Consider the following 17,006-nt stretch of genomic DNA (forward strand, 5'->3'; position numbering starts at 1 on the left):
GAGGCTGTTTGCTGTTCGGTTCCCCATATCACTGATTGATTGCGGCTAAAAGTAAAAGTTCTTCAATGTTATTTTTTGTCGGGTTTTTGGCTTTTGGGGCGTTCTGGTTATTTTTGGTCCAGATATTCTCTTTGGGCGTTTTTTATATGTCGTGGTATTTAATGCACCAGCATTGGCAATATTGAGCCATCTCTGAATGCGGGACCGATTCTGTCGGTTCACTCATGTCCCCGAAATACATTGGCCGAATCGACACAGCACGGGAAGAGTAGCCTTGTTCAGAAATATTCTTATTGTTTGCGTTGGCAACATTTGTCGAAGCCCTACTGCCGAACTGTTGCTTCGCGACGCGCTGGAATCTTCAGATATCGTAGTGAGTTCCGCAGGTCTGGCCGCGCGGGTGGGCGAGCCTATGGAGCCCGACGCTCGGCGCGTTCTTGAAGAGAAGGAAGTCGTTGTTGACGGTTTTAAAGCGCGGCAGATTACTCCAGACATTATCGATGAGTCAGACCTCATTCTGGTGATGGAGAACAAGCATGTAAAAGACGTGCTAGGTATCGCATCGCACGCGAGAGGTAAAGTGTTTCTTCTGGGGAAGTGGCAGAGTGAACGCGAAATAAAGGACCCGTATCGTCAAGGAAAAGCTGCTTTTGTCCATGCCCATGCATTGATTGAAGATGCGGTTTGCGCATGGGCGCAGCGCCTCGGACGTTAATGGATGATTTTTCAGATTAGCATTAATGGTAAAGAATATAACTTATGCAGTTACCGTCAGTAGTCAGCGACCGAGATAAAGATAGAGACGAAATTGATCTTCTTGGTTTGCTTGGCACATTGATTGATCATAAGTGGTTAATAGGTGCCATTACCGGAGCATTCATGGTGACCGGTGCCGCCTACTCGATATTGTCGTCACCCGTGTATCTGGCAAACGCCCTGGTACAGGTCGAGCCGAAAAAGAACGACATGTTGGGCTTCTCGGATATCAGCAGCATGCTCGGTGGGCAATCCCCGGCGGCGACCGAGATTGGAATCATCAAGTCCCGTGCGGTCATTGGTAAAACCGTCGATGATCTGCGCCTGGATATTGTGACAACGCCCAAGACCTTTCCCATCGTGGGTGGTTTTATTGCCCGGCGCTATAAAAGTACCCCTGCGCAAAGTGTTTCGCCTCCGCTCTTCGGCATGAACAGTTTTGCCTGGGGTGGCGAGCGTCTTGAAATCGAAAAGCTCAAACTGCCTGATGAACTGTTGGGCGAAAAATTGACCCTGATTGCCGGAGAGCAGAACCGCTTCCAGCTCTACGATGACGATGGCGCTTTGTTGGCCGATGGCACCGCAGGCGCTACCGTCGTAGAGAACGGGGTCGAGGTGCTTGTCGCGCACATGGACGCTAATCCTGGCGCCAAGTTCGAAGTCGTTCGCAATCCACGAATTGTCACCATCCAGAATTACCAGGACATTCTTGAAGTGTCCGAGCAAGGCAAGGAGTCGGGCATTATCAGCCTGGCGCTGGCCAGCACTGACTACGCCCTGGCGGTAAAGATTCTGAACAAAATCTCGTCGCTTTATGTAGAGCAGAACGTGCAACGCACGTCTGCCGAGGCGGCCCAGAGTCTGGATTTCCTGCAGGCACAGCTGCCTCAAGTCAAAGAGGATCTGGCCAAAGCCAGCAATGCGCTGAACAGCTATCAAACCCACGGCAACACAGTAAATATCTCACTCGAAACCAAGTCTGTTCTTGAGCAGATGGTGGTTTTGGATACGCGTATTTCCGATTTGAAACTGCAACAAGCGGACCTGGATCGCAAGTTCACCCGAGAGCATCCGGCCTACCGCGCCTTGATGGCCCAGCTGGGGGATTTGAACAAACAGCGCCACGGTTTGGAGAAGAAGGTCCAGGATCTTCCTGCAACACAACAGGAGCTTCTGAACCTCACTCGTGATGTGGAAGTGGCGACGCAGATATATACCCAACTGCTGAATAAATCCCAGGAGCTGGACATCGTCAGGGCAGGGGCGGTGGGCAATGCACGATTGATCGATACGGCCGATGTCGACATTACCTCGCCGGTAAAACCACGCAAAGCCTTGATCATTCTTGCTGCAACTCTCCTGGGTGGATTTGTCGGTGTTGCCTTGGTGTTGGTGCGTAAATCGTTGGGTCGGGGTATCGAAGGGCCGGACGCTATCGAGAAACTCGGGCTGCCCGTCTATGCCTCCATTCCATACAGCGTCCTGCAGCAGGAAGAAGACAGTAAAAAGCTTCGGTTGGCCAATGGCGTCAACAGTCAGGCTTTCCTGCTGGCGCAGCGTAATCCCACTGACCTGTCCATCGAATCGATACGCAGCTTGCGCACCTGTTTGCATTTTGCGGGGCTGGATGCGACCAATAACCGGATCATGATTTCCGGTCCTAGCCCGCAAGTGGGCAAGACGTTTGTTTCCTCTAACCTGGCCGCAGTCATTGCTCAAAGCGGGCAGCGGGTTGTATTGATCGATGCCGATATGCGCAAAGGTCATCTGCACAAGTCCCTCGCTACTCCAATCAGCAACGGTTTATCAGATCTTCTAACCAAGCGCTGCAGTATTGAGCAGGCAATCAATAAGCTCGAGGTTGATAACCTGCATTTCATCAGCCGTGGACAGGTACCGCCTAATCCATCAGAACTGTTGATGCATGCCAACTTCAGAGAGCTCTTGGCAGAGCTGAGTAAACTCTACGATGTAGTCATCATCGATACGCCACCGCTCCTGGCAGTTACAGATGCTGCAATCGTTGGGCGTGAAGCTGCCATTAATTTGATAGTGACTCGCTTTGGTGTGAACCCCGCCAAAGAGATCGAATTGACAATTCGTCGGTTTGCGCAGAACGGTATCGAGTTGAAGGGCGCTATTTTTAATGGTGTCGAAAAGCGGGCGGCCAGCTACTACGGTAATGGCAGTTATGCCTATTACAACTATGAGTACGCCTCTGACAAGTCCTGATGTGAGCTCTATTTGCCAGTCAGTTTGATTGAGAGTGGGTTAGCGATAACTGCCCGCTCTCAGCGCTGTTTTGCCTGCGACTAAGTTCATGGAAAAGGTGGATTATGAAAAAAATACTACACGTGGCGGAAACCATTAAAGGTGGCGTTGCAACGGTCATTCGTACGATATCGAGATCCCCTCAAGATGACGCTTCGCAGTACGAGTTAGTTTATCTGGTTCCGCTCGACCAGAAGAAAGAACTGCACGGCATTAATGAAGAAAACATCAGAACCTTCTCAAGAAAAAAAAGGGATGTGATGTCCCTGTTGCGGTTTGCCTGGCAACTGACCCGTGTGATCTTCAAGGAAAAACCGGATGTCGTGCATCTGCACAGCACCTTTTCCGGTGTCATTGGCCGGTGCGTCTGCCTGGTCATGCGCCCTTGGCGGTCACCGAAAATTGTGTACTGCCCGCACGCTTTTTCTTTCTTGATGGAAGGTTCTCCAGTCAAGCAGAAAGTGTATTCGCTGGTTGAACGGCTTTTGCAGAAAGTGACGGATGTCATTATTTGTGTCAGTCAGTACGAGCTGGATAAAGCAGCGTCATTTGGCATCGATCGTCACCGTATGAAGCTGATCTACAACGGCATTCATTACAAAAGTGATGAAGCCACATCAAGTGAGGGAGCGAATATTCAGCTCCTGTTTGTGGGGCGACTGGACTACCAGAAGGGCTTCGATGTGTTGCTGAAGGCTTTCACTGAAGTCGAGCGAACTGACTTGAAACTCACTGTCGTCGGTAGTGCGGTCAATGATGACTCCGTCGAATGCCCCGATATAGACGCCGTGGAGTACTTGCCTTGGGTGACTCCCGCTGAAGTAAACGAATTGTACAAAACGGCGGATGCCCTGATTGTTCCAAGTCGTTGGGAGGGTTTTGCCATGGTTCCCCTCGAAGGGATGGCCATGGGCGTGCCGGTGATTGCCAGTGACTGCACATCGCTTCCCGAATTGGTGACGAACGACATCACCGGCTACCTGTTTTCGACGGGTGACTATCAGGCGCTTGCCAGCATATTACTGAGTCTCAGGAAACAAAGGTTGTTGGAACTCGGTACCGAAAGCCGCAATAAGGTGCGCGAACGCTTTAGCGCAACGTTGATGATTCGGCAAACCTATGACGCGTATTCTGTTTGAACTTGTTAAGTAGAAGCTCCGATATGAACGTAACTATTGTGCATGGCTACAGTGCGGCCGACTCGGGGGATGGTCTACTCGTGGATTTGGCAATAGACACGGTGCTGCGCAATTTTGGTGCTGCCTTCGATCACATTTTTCTGTCGAATGAAAATATCATCAAAGGGGTTGTTCGATGATATTTCGATTGTTGTTAAGAGGAACTGCACTAGGCGCAAAGTTTTTACTGGTGTTGGCCATCACTCATTATTTGGGTTATGAGGCGTTGGGCTTCTACGGCGTTGTGATGGTCGCCCCTATATTGGCCTCAAAGTTTTATAGCGTCGGGTTTAGCTCTGAAATCAATCGGCTGATCAGTATCGGGGGTAGCTCCCGGGTCGTCGTTGATAAAGTATTGTCCTTGTACCTGGCCGTAGGCTTGTTGTTTTCGATGGTGACGGTCGCACTTTACTCACACTTCAGCGATGTAGAGGCGAGTGCTGGATTGATCGCCTGCGTCATGTTGCTCCTGATTACGGAGCATCTGTCCTTCGAATTGAACTCGTTTGTTTTTTCGGCACAAAAAACCAACTGGGGAGCGTTGCTGTTCTTCATAAAAACCGGGCTCTGGGCGCTCATCGCTGTTGGAGGGCTGATGACTGGCGTGGTGTCCAGCGTCGCCAGTGTTCTTTGGTTGTGGGTGATCAGCAACCTTCTGGTGATGGTGGCCGGGTACTTTATTGTGGTTGACGTGCATAAGGGGCGGGAAGTCAGGGTCGTTAACACGGCTTCTGTCTGGAGAGCCGGGCTGCCTTTTTATCTGGGTGACGGTTTGATCGCATTGTGTCAGTTCGCCGAGCGTTTTCTCATTGTGAAGCTTGAGCCCTACGACAGCCTTGGCAAGTATGTGTATTCCTGGTCCGCGGCTAACACCTTGCAAGCGCTGTCGTTTGCAGTGGTTGCCGTCATTGGCATTCCCGTTCTCGCCAAGCGTTACAAGAATCACCAACAGGCACTGACAGTCCGGGAGCTATTTTTCAATCAATGGGTGTTGCGATCCCTGGTAGTTTCCTTTGCGGTCGCGGTGCTGATTTATACCTTCTTCAATGTCGTGCTCGATTATGTGGACGTAGCGGTACCGCGGCCGGATAACGGGATTTTAAGCATTCTGATTTTCTCGTTTGCCCTTCGAGCAGTCGGTGACATTGTCTGGGGAGGTCTTATCGCCTCGAAGAACAATCGGGTATCACTGGCAAGTGCGGTGATATGCCTGATGATTTCAATGCCTGTCAGCTATGTCCTGATTAAACATTATTCAATTTATGGGGCCGCCTGGGGGAATGTTTTCTCGATTGTGGTGCAGCTCGTTGTTATTGCTTTGCTGGCCAGGTCCGCCCGGGCGAAGGGGGCCTTGTAATGGCTTTATCTCTGCCATCCATAGAGTTTCGCGGAAGAAAACTGGATTCGTCGCTTTCATTCCTGATTTTGGCATGTGGTCTTTTTCTGTCCGTGGCAATGCCGCTGCTGGTTCACCGAGAGCCCGGCCCGGATGCAATGACACTGTGGGGTTCATACGCTCGTGCAGACTACTGCAATTTCTGGAATCCCTTTTCGCCAGACCGGTCTTCCTACGATTGCACCGCTTACGTGCTGCGTCCCACCGGCATCAACCTGGACAATGCATGGGCTTACGGGATGCTGTGCAATTTTTTTCTCACGTCTATCCCGATTTTCATCTTCAGAAGAATACCGCTGACGATTTTTCTGACCTTGTGCCTGTGGGGCGTGGTCAGGTCGTTTTTTCTCGATAACCTGACCAAGGAAATCATTGTCTCGGTGGCGATGATTACGATCCTGCTGTCTTCATTTTCGAAAGGGTACAGAGCGGGCTTTTTTCTTTCGGCGCTGTTTTATGGCGTATTGGTTCGACCCTATTGGATATTGTTTTCACTGGTCTGGGTCGGCGTGTGCGTCATTAAAAAGCATGTGTCGCGTTTCAGCTTTTTCCTGATGTTGTTCATGTTCTATCTGGCGATTGCGACGGCGATCCAGTTAGTGGCTGGCTATTCGGTTTCGTCCATTCGAGCCAATAGCAATGAAGAGCGCACGTTGGGCGAGGAGGGCTCAAGGTCACTGATCATCTCTTGGATCAACGGCGGTGATTTCGTTTCGCAGGCCGTGGATTCGATGAGCATATTTTTCAGGTTGTCTTTCCCTGCTGAGTTGATTCTTCTTTCCGGCTTGGGGCAGATCATCTTTGTGGTCTTGATGATAATGACCTCTTTGCTGATGTTCAAAATGATGACGTCGAGTTACTACAAGGGCGCAATCATCGAGCACAAAGTCAAAGAGCTTGTCGCTATCCCGCTGTCCTTTTTGATGGTCCAGGGTTTGTTCGAGCCCGACTTCGGCTCGTTTGCCCGACATTTCTCCATGGTGGTGCCGGTTCTGTTTGTAGGGCTGGGGTTACAGCTGCGCTCAAAAAAACCTGAGTTGGTTGAATCACGTGTCTTGAACTGAGGTTTGTGGTCTATGCAAAGCAAGAACAAGTCGTTGGAAATAGAAACGCTCAGAGGTCTGGCATGTCTGCTGCTGGTGCTCTACCACGTGATAGGACCACTGGGCGGTGGATTGAAAATCGACCTGGGCTCGCCTTATCGAGTCATGGCCGACTCGATGGTGTACGTCAGGATGCCGTTGTTCACCTTTATATCCGGCTATATCTATTCCATTTACAAAATCAGGGGCAATGACTTTTCGGCTTACTGTGTCGGCAAGGTAAGAAGGTTGATCGTGCCGCTGTTTTTTGTCGGCATTCCCTTTTCGGTGCTGCAGGCCTTCGCGCCGGGCGTTAACAAGGATCTGAGTTTGATCGATGCCTTGTTGTCGTTTTATGTGCCGGTCAACCATTTCTGGTTTTTGCAGGCTGTTTTCATCATTTTCATGTTTGTCGGCCTTCTTCAGTGGCGCGGTCTGTTGCGCACCCCCCTGCACCTGTATCTGCTGTTTTTGTTTTCAGCGGTTGTGTTTTTACTGCCGGAATTCCCCGTCGATGCGTTTGGCATCAATGGGGCCATCTATCTGCTGCCTTTCTTTGTCACGGGGATGATTTGCCAGGAGAACGTTGGCGCATTGAAACGATCGCTTGGAGTGATCGGGCCTGTCGTGTTCATCGTGATCTCGATTGCCTTGCTCTACATCGCTACGGTGGATCGCGAACTCATTGTCGATCGCAGAAGCCTCGTCGGATTGATCGTCGGTTGTGTGTCGTGCATCGCATTGTTGTCGAGTGACATGCGCTCAAGATTTCTGATCTGGCTTGGGGCGTATTCCTACGCAATATTCCTTTTCCACGTACTGTTTGCCGTCACGTGGCGGTTTGCCTTGGGCCGACTGGGGGTTACGGATCAAAGTGTCCTGGTCGTTGGCGGGCTGTTATGCGGATTGTTGGGGCCGGTAGTGCTGGCGAATGTTTTCAGCCGCTTCACGGTGACGTCTGTCTTGTTTTTGGGCGAGCGTGCCGTTCGCAAACCCATCGCACAACCGATGTTGAAGGCCTCTCAATCCTGAGTTGCCACTGGCGGGGGAACCCATGGTGTCTGTCGATGAGGTACGTCCCGCTCCGGTTCCGGTGATCGAAGTCAAAAGTGCACGCCAACGGCTCGCACAATGGGATGAACACAAAGGCCAGGTGTTGGCGATTTCGGTGATCGGCGACAGCTACAGCGCCGGCCAGGATTTTTATCTCAATCGGCTCACTCAGCGGTTGGCGAAAAATTTCGGCTTCGCCGGGCCTGGCTACATTGGTTTCAACCACGGTGCGGCACTGGGCAGTACCAACTACAAATACACCCGCAGCAGTGAAAAGTACTTCGGGGGAGATTGGACCGTTTCCGCGCTCGGGCAAGCGAGCCCGGACAGTCGCACCCTTACCGGCAAAGCGGGGGCCTATCTTGAGGTCGACGCCAGCGCAACGCCTGCCATCAACACGTCCGTCGCCCAGGCCAGATTGCTTTACCTGGGCAATGGAGAGGTCAATGAGCTGCGGTATCGGTGGGTCGCGTCAGGTACATGGCATGCGTTGGCGCTTACCGGTTCTGGCGTTCAAGCGGTGGACCTGAGCGACGTGCCGGCCAGCACTGATTGGGCATTGAGATTCGAGGTCGTAAAAGGTGCGCCCACGTTGTTCGGCTTGTGGATGGCCAGCGATGGGGGCGGCGTCAGGGTCTCCAAGCTCGCCGCGTCCGGCGCTGCTTCCGCCGATTTTTTTCAGCGTGACAGTCAATGGCAGACCCAGTGGAAAACGGCAGTTTCAAAGATTCCCGCGGACGTTTACCTGATTATGTTGGGTGGCAATGATCAGGGGTTCGGGGTGAGGCCCGAGGACTATCTGGAGAACATGAAAGGGTTGGTGCGGATGATTCGCGAGGTTCATCCGGCGGCCAGCATCAATGTCATCCTGCGTCAGGACACGACTCGATCCAGCGCCTATCCGATGTCGGACTATGCTCGCAAACTTGAACCCTGGGCACGCTCGCAGAGCATCGGGTACTGGAATCTGCAATGTGCGTTCGGCCCTGACTTCAAGCGCTATGCCAGCGATGGGCCGACACCAATGATCCGCCCCGATAAAATCCATCCCGTCCCGGGAACGGGCGGTCGGCTTATCGCGGATTTTTTCTATGGTTTGATTGTGGGCGAGACCAAGGACGGTTGCCCTGCAGCGATCCAGTGATTATTCACCGTCGAAGCAGCGTCATGCCGTTCTCGAAGTGTTGCAAATGGTTCAGCAATTCCGCAGTTTTCAGCGGCATCAGATCCGGATCACGGCGTGTCTCGACATTAATGACGATCGCCGCGCCGCTGTGCGGAAGGAGCACCCGGAATCGCCAATCATTGAAGATCACTTTGAGGCCGTCACGTTCGTCCACATCCAGGGATTGATCGGCGTACAGGTTTTTCAGGTAGGCCAGAAGCAGTCGCGGGTGGTTGATCCGGCAATGGATGTCGCCCGATGAAGGAAACACCCCGATGCGTTCTACCAGCAGGGTTGTGCCTGCGCTATCGGCCGCTTCGCAGGAGAGCGACGGACTTTTTGACCGCCACGCCATCGCTCCGAAGTTGTTCGCTTTCAGTTCTATCTCTACCGAGCTTTTGACTGTGTTCATAGTGGTGGCCTGGATGAAAGAATTGGACGGAGGCTCCGGAGCGGGAGCGGGGAGTGCGTTGCACCGTTTAGGTTAAAGGCCCTTGAGATACAGCTGTTCATAACAAAAGTTGGTCGCGTCGATGTAGCCTTCAGCGCTACCGCAATCAAAGCGCAGGCCATTGAATTTGTAGGCCAGCACGCAGCCGTTTTTTGCCTGCTTCAGGAGCGCATCGGTGATCTGGATTTCTCCACCCTTGCCGGGTTGCGTGTCTGCGATCAGATCAAAGATGTCGGGGGTCAGAATGTATCGCCCGATGATCGCCATGTTGGACGGTGCGTCTTCGGGAGCAGGTTTTTCAACCATGTTGTTGACCCGGTAGATGCCTTCGGAAATCATGTCGCCGGCTATTACGCCGTACTTGTGCGTCTGATCTCGGGGGACTTCCTGGATGGCCACGATCGAGCAGCGGAATTTTTTGTAGAGCTGGATCATCTGCGCCAGCACGCCGTCGCCTTGCAGGTTCAGGCACAGGTCGTCGGCCAGTACCACGGCAAACGGTTCGTCACCGATCAAGGGACGGCCACTGAGAATGGCATGCCCCAGGCCTTTCATTTCGACCTGGCGGGTGTAGGCAAACGTGCAGGTTTCGATCAGCTCCCGGGTGCTGGCGAGAAATTTTTCCTTCTCGGTACCGCGAATCTGATGCTCCAGCTCATAACTGATATCGAAATGATCTTCCAGTGCACGCTTGCCCCGACCGGTAACGATCGCCATATGCTGGAGGCCGGCGTCCCGTGCCTCTTCAACGCCATATTGAATCAAGGGTTTGTTGACGATCGGCAGCATTTCCTTGGGCATGGCTTTTGTCGCCGGCAGGAAACGCGTGCCGTAGCCAGCGGCAGGGAACAAACATTTACGAATCATGGATATATCCTGAAAGTTATTATTCACAGTCACGAATAGTCGCTGGGGACAGTGGTTGTGAATGTCGGGTATTACAGTGCTTGTGCTTTAATACATTAAATGTTTGTGTGGTCGCAATTGCTGGTTGTGCTAATGGGGGTGAATGTTATGAGTTGTCTGGATCTATATTGATTGGTTAGTTTTGGTCGGTGTCTGTTCGTAGTTTGGTGTTGGGTAAAGTGTTAATAAGTGCAAAGTTTCGGCGCGCTGATTGTAAGTTTAAGTAAGGCGTCTGATACACGTTATTTAACACTCCAAATACCTTGTATGGACCACTCTATGAAAATTCTGGTAACGGGTGGAACCGGTTATATCGGTTCGCACACAACGCTTGCACTGCTTGAAGCAGGTTATGAAGTGGTTGTGCTGGATAACCTCAGCAACAGTTCGGACGCCTCATTGCATGCGGTGGAGGCCATCTGCGGGAAAACCGCGCTGATGATCCATGGCGATGTCTGTGACCGAGCATTGCTGGACCGGATTTTTCAGGAGCATGCCATTGATGCCGTGCTGCATTTCGCCGGACTCAAGGCCGTTGGCGAAAGCGTGCGCAAGCCGCTCGAGTATTACCAGGCCAATGTCAGCGGGAGCATTACGTTGTGCCAGGCGATGGCTGCGGCTGGAGTCTTTCGACTGGTGTTCAGTTCATCAGCGACCGTATACGGCGCGCCTGAGCAGATGCCAATCCGTGAAGACTTCCCTACGGGTACGCCCACCAATCCTTATGGGCAATCCAAGCTGATCATTGAAAACGTCTTGCAGGACCTGTGTGCTGCGGAACCGCGCTGGAGCATTGCGCTGCTGCGCTATTTCAACCCGATCGGGGCTCATCCCAGCGGGCTGATGGGGGAGGATCCCCGCGGCATTCCAAACAACCTGGTGCCTTATATCAGCCAGGTGGCCGTCGGCAGCCTGCAAGAACTGTCGATTTTTGGTGACGATTACCCCACGGCCGATGGCACCGGCGTGCGCGACTACATCCATGTTGTGGACTTGGCCGACGGACATCTCAAAGCGTTGCAGGCGATCTCCGGGCGTACCGGCATAAATACCTGGAATCTGGGCACGGGAGATGGTTACAGCGTTTTGCAGGTGCTGCGGGCGTTTGAACAGGCGTCGGGTCGCCCGGTGCCTTATCGCTTGATGCCGCGTCGCTCGGGCGATATTGCGGAGTGTTGGGCCGATCCATCCAAGGCTGCGCAGGAGTTGGGCTGGAAGGCTTCGCGGGATCTGCAGCAGATGATGATCGATACCTGGCGTTGGCAGTCGAGTCACCCGGCGGGATACCAGGGCTAAGACTTCGTCAGCAGCGATTCACACGTAGTTTTCGCCTCAATTGTTATATCCGAAGGCGATGTTAAAGAACGTCGGGAAAATTGACTGGTCATGCGTTGGACAAGTCCGTAGATATAAACACTGCCGTTCGACGTGTGTCAGTCATGCGGTGTTGGCGACGAATAACGGATTCGATTCGACACCCTGCGGCTTGTTCATGTTCTGCAATTAACTGAGCACCTGGTATCAATCCAAAGAATCGAGCACCAGGGAGGAATTTGATATGAAAAGAATGATGGTAATAGCCTTATTGTCCATGATCAGCAGCTGGACAATCGCCGCAGAAGAACCGCTTACGACGGATACTGCAGTGGTGGGTAGCGTGACTGCCACGGAGGCCGTCCTGGCGGGTACAGCGTTGGTTGCGGCCGCAGTTGCAGCATCCAACAGTGGCGGAAGTTCCAATGGTGGCACCGGAACTACCGGAACCACTGGCACTACAGGGACCACCGGTACCAGTAACTGATAAATCCCGCAGGTTTAATACAAGGTTGCCCGGTCAAAGCCGGGTGATCTTGTTTTGGTTTGCCCTTGACTAGCGTAGTGCCATTATGAATCGCAGTTTTCCTTTTTTAATGCTGGCAAGTATTGCTTTGCAAGGTTGCATGTTTTCTCCAGGTCAACATTTGAGCACCAGTGATATTACTCGTGAGGGCTCCAGTGAAAGCAGTCGGGTCGAACTGATTCCGATTACTCCAAAACTCATCGCGATGGAAAGAGCCACACCCCTGCGTGAGTCATTGCCTGCGGAACTGCTGAAGGCTCCCGGCGAGTACCTCATCGGTAACAATGATGTGTTGTACATCACGGTATGGGATCACCCGGAGCTGACGGCCCCTTCCGGAGCGCAGCAACAGATTGATGCGAACGGCCGCCTGGTGCGTTCCGATGGCACGTTGTATTACCCGTATATCAAAGAAATCCAGGCCGCCGGCAAGACCATCCAGCAACTGCGCTCCGATATCGCCGGAAGGTTGTCGACGTTCATTTCCGACCCACAAGTGGATGTTGCGGTGCTGCGCTTCGCCAGCCAGAAAGTCGTGGTGTCGGGTGCGGTATTGAAGGCCGGTCCGCAGCCCATTTCCACCAATTCACTTACTGTGGTCGAAGCCTTGGGTTCCGCCGGCATTGACCCGCTCAACGCCGATCTGTCCGGGTTGCTGTTAACGCGCAACGGGCGGGTCTATACGCTCGATCTCGACGCGCTCAACCAACCGGACTCCGAGTTGCAGAAGGTATACCTCCGGGGTGGTGACCAGTTGTACCTGCCGTACAACGACAACAAAAAGATTTATGTGATGGGGGAGGTCAACCAGCCGCGTGCGTTGACGTTCAAGACCCGGACCATGAATTTGTCCGACGTCATCGGCTCGGTGGGCGGACTGAATCAGACCACTTCGAACGGCAACGCGGTGTATGTCATCAGGGGTGTGGAAAACCTCGATGTCGAACCGGCGAAAATCTTTCAGCTGCAAGCTGAATCTCCTTCCGCGATGGCCCTCGCCACGCACTTCGATGTTCATCCCAAGGACATTGTTTACGTTGGACCTGCCAACGTCACTCGCTGGAATCGCTTCATCAGTCAATTGGTGCCATCGGCTTCGATTCTCGGCATTGGCGCAGCCGCGCAAAACAACATGAGCGAAGCCAACAACCGATAAGGTCTGGTCCAACTGTGAGAACGTTGAATGTTAGCGTCTGCTTGATGGCGGCGTTGCTGTTGTGTGGATGCAATCCCCTGATGACGGCCACGATGACCAACCTGAAAGGGGCGGTCAGCGGGCCCGACGAACTGGACGTGACACCGGACCAGGTGGCTGCGATCCGGTATCCCCAGATCAAGTTGAGCACCCCTTCCGGCGAAGGTGTGTTGGCAATGGTGCGCCAGAGAGGCGATTTGCAGTACTGGGTCGCTTCCGGCAAGCAAGTGCTGTTGCTGCGCGACGGGCTTGCGGTTCGCAGCGTCGGCCTTGGCTTGGGCGGCGAGCTGGACGGCACTCGTTTTGCCGCCGTTTCACCCTTCAAGCAAGGGCTCCACCGGTTGCCCGATGGCTACAGCAGCCAGCGCTTTATCGATCTTTATCAAGGCTACGAAACGGGTGTGGTGTTGAACAGCCGCTTTACGCGCCAGCCCATGGAAACCATCAGGATTCTGGACAAGGAATACGCTTTGCTGCGTGTCGATGAGCATATTGATGCACCGGCTATTGGCCTGCACGCGACCAATCATTACTGGGTCAATCCGGACAACGGTTTCATCCTGCAGAGTGAGCAACAGCTGACGAAGCAACTGCGGGTGAAGATCGTTCGGTTAACCGCTGAGCGTGAGGTCGTCCGTTGAAGTTTTCCGCCGTGTTATGGACGAGCCTGCTGTTGATCAGCAGCAGTGTGAGTGCGGCAGCGGTTTCCGTCAGTGGTGATGTGCGCAACCCCGGGGCCGTCGACTTGCCATCCGGGGCGCGCGTACTGGACGTGATCCGTTCCGCGCAACCCAATCCTGAAAGCTACTGGCTGGCCGCCGCCTGGTTACGCCGGCCATTGCTCGACGAGCAGACTCGGCTCAAGGCCGGTGTCCTGTTCGATTTGAAGGTACTGCAACGAACCGCTTTGCTCTTCGAACAAACCCAACGGTCTGCATTGGCGTTGCGGATGTACGAGCAAGTCAGCCGCATGCCGGTCACGGGACGCCAGGTTGCCATTCTCGACCCGGTCGCAATCGAGGTCGGGTTCGCGCGCAACTTCCGCCTCGATGACGGCGACAGCCTGATCTATCCGTCGCGACCCAGTGTGGTCGAGGTATTGGGCGCAGTGGCAGAACCGTGCCGGCTCGAACATCGCGCGATGCAACAGGCGCGGGAATACCTGCAGTCGTGTCCACCGCTGGCTGACGCGGATACCGATTACCTCTGGCTCATTCAGCCCGATGGCGTCACCCGACGTGTCGGCATTGCTCCTTGGAATCGCGAGAGCGGTCAGGTACCTGCCGCCGGCAGCAAAATCCTGGTTCCCGTCAGAACCGATGATCTAAATCCGCCCATACCTGAACTGAATCAGCAGTTGGCTGAATTTCTTGCCACACAACTGGCTGAGGTGGTTCCTTGAGTTTACGTTTTGCAGCCGTGTTGTTATTGCCCTGTGGTCTGGCGCATGCCGAGCCACGCTTCACTCAAAATGATTTCGGCGGAGTGGGCCTGTTGCAGACGCCGACGGCGCGCATGGCCCCTGCGGGCGAGTTGAGCGTGAATGCCAGTCGCACAGACCCGTACAGTCGCTACAGCATTTCTCTGCAGCCTTTCGATTGGCTCGAAGGCTCGTTCCGTTACACCGCGATCACCAATCGCAAGTACGGCCCCGAGTCGCTCAGTGGCGACCAGAGCTATAAAGACAAGGCCGTGGACGTCAAGGTACGCCTGTGGCAAGAAAGCCACTGGGCTCCCGAGCTGGCGTTGGGTTTCCGCGACGTGGGCGGGACCGGTCTGTTCTCCAGCGAATTCCTGGTTGCCAACAAACGTTATGACGACTTCGATTTCAGCGCCGGCGTGGCTTGGGGTTACCTGGGCAACCGGGGCGATTTCGATAACCCGGCCGGTTGGGTCGACGATCGGTTCAAGACCCGGCCAGACAGCGACGGAACCGGTGACGTCAATACCAATGCCTATTTCCGCGGGCGACCTTCACTGTTTGGCGGCGTGAGCTACCAGACTCCGTGGGACCCGCTCAGCCTCAAACTCGAATATGAAGGCAACGATTACAAGAATGAGCCAAAGGACAATCAGATCAAGCAGGACTCGCCGATCAACATCGGCGCGGTTTTCAAGCTGACTGATTCGGTGGACCTCAGCGCAGGTTGGGAGCGCGGCAACACCGCGATGTTCGGCATCACGTTGCACACCAACTTCGTCAGCCGCAAGGCGCCGGCCAAGACCTATGACCCACCGGCAGAACGGCTTCCCGCACAGGCTCCCGCTACCGCGCCGGACCAGGTCAACTGGGCCGATGTGTCCCATCGCTTGCAGAAAAATGCCGGCTACAACGTCGAGCGCATTACCCAGCGTGGCCCGGAGTTGTTTGTATACGGCGAGCAGACGAATTATTTCCACTCGGCAAAAGCCGTCGGTCGCGCCAGCCGGATTCTGGACAACAGCGTCAACGACGACATCGACTGGTTCACTTTGGTGAACAAGCGCTACGACATGCCTTTGGAAGAAACCAGCGTGCCGCGCGAGACGTTTCGCGAAGTGGTCAACAATGAGGAACCACTGCAAAGTCTGCACCGCACGACGGAGGTCAATGCCGCGATGCCGCACACGGAAACGACGCTATACACGCAGGCGCGCGATCCGTTCAACTATGGCATCGGGTTGGGCTACAAGCAGAACATCGGTGGTCCTGACGGGTTGCTCTATCAATTGACTGCCGATGCGGATGCCGAGTATCGCTTCACGCGCAATACCTGGTGGAGCGGCCTGCTCAGTGTCAATCTGGTGAACAACTACGACCACTTTACCTACGACGCACCCAGTGGTTTGCCGCGAGTGCGCACTGACCTGCGCGAGTATCTGACGACGTCCGACGTGACCATGCCCACCTTCCAGTTAAACCATGCCAAACAGCTGGACAAGGATTTGTATGGGATGGTTTACGGCGGTTATCTGGAATCGATGTTTGCCGGCGTCGGTGGCGAAGTGTTGTTCCGTCCGGCGGGGCAGCGGTGGTCTGTCGGTGCGGACCTGAACTTTGTTCGCCAACGCAATTTTGACCAGGGTTTCGGCCTGCGTGACTACTCGACCGTTACCGGCCACGTCACAGGTTATACCGACTTGCCTTTCGATACCCAAGCGGCTGTTAGCGTCGGACGTTACCTGGCGCGGGACTGGGGGGGCACGGTCGACCTGTCACGGGAATTCGCCAATGGCGTGCGGTTTGGCGCCTGGGTCACACTGACCACCGCGACCAGTGCGGAGTACGGCGAAGGCAGTTTCGACAAGGGTATTTACATGTCCATTCCGTTCGACGAGATGATGAGCATGTCGACCATGCGCCGCGCCAACATCGTTTGGTCGCCATTGACCCGGGATGGTGGTGCGAGACTCAATCGCAGTTACTCGTTGCAGGCGATGACCGACAGCCGTGACAGTGATCTGTTCTATCGTAACTTCGAGAAAATCACGGAGTGACCACAGGCGATCTACAGGGCGACAAGCGCTGTAGATCGCTTCACGTTCTACCGCAAGCGAACGTGTGTAAGGTGGTTGTACCGTGAGCAGCAAACATCGCAGCGTTCGTTGCGATTCCCACCCCTTGGAACACCCCTCGACCGACCGCGCCCGGAGCTGAAATGAGCTCCGGGGTGCTTTGACGTGGCAGGTTGATGAGGGGCAGAACCCGAATCTTGCCCACGAAAAAGGGGACT

16 protein-coding genes are annotated in these 17,006 nt (G+C 54.1%); 14 read left to right on the forward strand and 2 right to left on the reverse strand.

Annotated elements, in window-relative coordinates:
* Positions 1–274 precede the first annotated feature (274 nt).
* From ACM110_RS18625 to ACM110_RS18660, 8 genes are all read left to right on the forward strand, one after another.
* Entirely contained in the window at positions 275–715 is a 441-nt protein-coding gene (locus ACM110_RS18625) for a low molecular weight protein-tyrosine-phosphatase (RefSeq protein WP_338585667.1), read from the forward strand.
* Between the two features lie 44 nt (positions 716–759).
* Positions 760–2,988, forward strand: coding sequence for a polysaccharide biosynthesis tyrosine autokinase (locus ACM110_RS18630; protein ID WP_416128915.1), 2,229 nt, complete (start codon positions 760–762; stop codon positions 2,986–2,988).
* A gap of 104 nt (positions 2,989–3,092) precedes the next feature.
* Positions 3,093–4,166 (forward strand): glycosyltransferase, encoded by a 1,074-nt coding sequence (locus tag ACM110_RS18635; protein WP_338585669.1) that lies wholly within the window; start codon positions 3,093–3,095, stop codon positions 4,164–4,166.
* Between the two features lie 23 nt (positions 4,167–4,189).
* Positions 4,190–4,345 carry a hypothetical protein gene (locus ACM110_RS18640; RefSeq protein WP_338585670.1) on the forward strand — a complete coding sequence of 52 codons (156 nt, stop codon included), beginning with the start codon at positions 4,190–4,192 and terminating at the stop codon, positions 4,343–4,345.
* Positions 4,342–5,562 carry a polysaccharide biosynthesis C-terminal domain-containing protein gene (locus tag ACM110_RS18645; RefSeq protein WP_416128916.1) on the forward strand — a complete coding sequence of 407 codons (1,221 nt, stop codon included), beginning with the start codon at positions 4,342–4,344 and terminating at the stop codon, positions 5,560–5,562. Before ACM110_RS18640 ends, ACM110_RS18645 begins: the two co-directional genes overlap by 4 nt.
* The gene (locus tag ACM110_RS18650) at positions 5,562–6,665 is read left to right on the forward strand and encodes a hypothetical protein (RefSeq protein WP_416128917.1); all 1,104 of its coding nucleotides are present in this window, start codon (positions 5,562–5,564) and stop codon (positions 6,663–6,665) included. The genes ACM110_RS18645 and ACM110_RS18650 overlap by 1 nt, the downstream gene beginning before the upstream one ends.
* Before the next feature lie 12 nt (positions 6,666–6,677).
* Positions 6,678–7,715 (forward strand): acyltransferase family protein, encoded by a 1,038-nt coding sequence (locus ACM110_RS18655; protein ID WP_416128918.1) that lies wholly within the window; start codon positions 6,678–6,680, stop codon positions 7,713–7,715.
* A gap of 22 nt (positions 7,716–7,737) precedes the next feature.
* Positions 7,738–8,880: an SGNH/GDSL hydrolase family protein gene (locus ACM110_RS18660; RefSeq protein WP_416128919.1), complete on the forward strand. Its 1,143-nt coding sequence runs from the start codon at positions 7,738–7,740 to the stop codon at positions 8,878–8,880.
* A gap of 4 nt (positions 8,881–8,884) precedes the next feature.
* Here the strand turns inward: ACM110_RS18660 and ACM110_RS18665 are convergent, their stop codons facing one another.
* Together ACM110_RS18665 and galU are read right to left on the reverse strand one after the other, a co-directional pair.
* The gene (locus ACM110_RS18665; protein WP_416128920.1) at positions 8,885–9,313 is read right to left on the reverse strand and encodes a mannose-1-phosphate guanylyltransferase; all 429 of its coding nucleotides are present in this window, start codon (positions 9,311–9,313) and stop codon (positions 8,885–8,887) included.
* 72 nt (positions 9,314–9,385) lie between these two features.
* Complete coding sequence (gene galU, locus ACM110_RS18670; RefSeq protein ID WP_416128921.1) at positions 9,386–10,219, reverse strand: UTP--glucose-1-phosphate uridylyltransferase GalU; 834 nt, start codon at positions 10,217–10,219, stop codon at positions 9,386–9,388.
* Positions 10,220–10,537: 318 nt separating this feature from the next.
* Here galU and galE point away from each other — a divergent pair, with 318 nt between their 5' ends.
* The 6 genes from galE (at position 10,538) to ACM110_RS18700 (ending at position 16,770) form a co-directional block, all read left to right on the forward strand.
* Positions 10,538–11,554 (forward strand): UDP-glucose 4-epimerase GalE, encoded by a 1,017-nt coding sequence (gene galE / locus ACM110_RS18675; RefSeq protein WP_416128922.1) that lies wholly within the window; start codon positions 10,538–10,540, stop codon positions 11,552–11,554.
* Between the two features lie 262 nt (positions 11,555–11,816).
* On the forward strand, positions 11,817–12,059 hold the full coding sequence (locus tag ACM110_RS18680; RefSeq protein ID WP_416128923.1) for a hypothetical protein: 243 nt from the start codon (positions 11,817–11,819) through the stop codon (positions 12,057–12,059).
* A gap of 139 nt (positions 12,060–12,198) precedes the next feature.
* On the forward strand, positions 12,199–13,254 hold the full coding sequence (locus ACM110_RS18685; protein WP_416128924.1) for a polysaccharide biosynthesis/export family protein: 1,056 nt from the start codon (positions 12,199–12,201) through the stop codon (positions 13,252–13,254).
* A 14-nt stretch (positions 13,255–13,268) separates the two neighbouring features.
* The gene (locus tag ACM110_RS18690) at positions 13,269–13,934 is read left to right on the forward strand and encodes a YjbF family lipoprotein (protein ID WP_416128925.1); all 666 of its coding nucleotides are present in this window, start codon (positions 13,269–13,271) and stop codon (positions 13,932–13,934) included.
* A complete protein-coding gene (locus ACM110_RS18695; protein ID WP_416128926.1) occupies positions 13,931–14,695 on the forward strand; it encodes a capsule biosynthesis GfcC family protein in 765 nt (254 codons plus the stop codon). Before ACM110_RS18690 ends, ACM110_RS18695 begins: the two co-directional genes overlap by 4 nt.
* Positions 14,692–16,770: a YjbH domain-containing protein gene (locus tag ACM110_RS18700; protein WP_416128927.1), complete on the forward strand. Its 2,079-nt coding sequence runs from the start codon at positions 14,692–14,694 to the stop codon at positions 16,768–16,770. The genes ACM110_RS18695 and ACM110_RS18700 overlap by 4 nt, the downstream gene beginning before the upstream one ends.
* The last annotated feature ends 236 nt before the right edge of the window (positions 16,771–17,006 follow it).

It is taken from the genome of Pseudomonas sp. NFX98 (genome assembly GCF_047784845.1).
Taxonomy (GTDB): Bacteria; Pseudomonadota; Gammaproteobacteria; order Pseudomonadales; family Pseudomonadaceae; genus Aquipseudomonas.

Coding starts and splice junctions, on each gene's coding strand:
- ACM110_RS18630 (WP_416128915.1), top strand. CDS start 760: ATGCAGTTACCGTCAGTAGTCAGCGACCGAGATAAAGATAGAGACGAA.
- ACM110_RS18635 (WP_338585669.1), top strand. CDS start 3,093: ATGAAAAAAATACTACACGTGGCGGAAACCATTAAAGGTGGCGTTGCA.
- ACM110_RS18640 (WP_338585670.1), top strand. CDS start 4,190: ATGAACGTAACTATTGTGCATGGCTACAGTGCGGCCGACTCGGGGGAT.
- ACM110_RS18645 (WP_416128916.1), top strand. CDS start 4,342: ATGATATTTCGATTGTTGTTAAGAGGAACTGCACTAGGCGCAAAGTTT.
- ACM110_RS18650 (WP_416128917.1), top strand. CDS start 5,562: ATGGCTTTATCTCTGCCATCCATAGAGTTTCGCGGAAGAAAACTGGAT.
- ACM110_RS18655 (WP_416128918.1), top strand. CDS start 6,678: ATGCAAAGCAAGAACAAGTCGTTGGAAATAGAAACGCTCAGAGGTCTG.
- ACM110_RS18660 (WP_416128919.1), top strand. CDS start 7,738: ATGGTGTCTGTCGATGAGGTACGTCCCGCTCCGGTTCCGGTGATCGAA.
- ACM110_RS18665 (WP_416128920.1), bottom strand. CDS start 9,313: ATGAACACAGTCAAAAGCTCGGTAGAGATAGAACTGAAAGCGAACAAC.
- galU (WP_416128921.1), bottom strand. CDS start 10,219: ATGATTCGTAAATGTTTGTTCCCTGCCGCTGGCTACGGCACGCGTTTC.
- galE (WP_416128922.1), top strand. CDS start 10,538: ATGAAAATTCTGGTAACGGGTGGAACCGGTTATATCGGTTCGCACACA.
- ACM110_RS18680 (WP_416128923.1), top strand. CDS start 11,817: ATGAAAAGAATGATGGTAATAGCCTTATTGTCCATGATCAGCAGCTGG.
- ACM110_RS18685 (WP_416128924.1), top strand. CDS start 12,199: ATGTTTTCTCCAGGTCAACATTTGAGCACCAGTGATATTACTCGTGAG.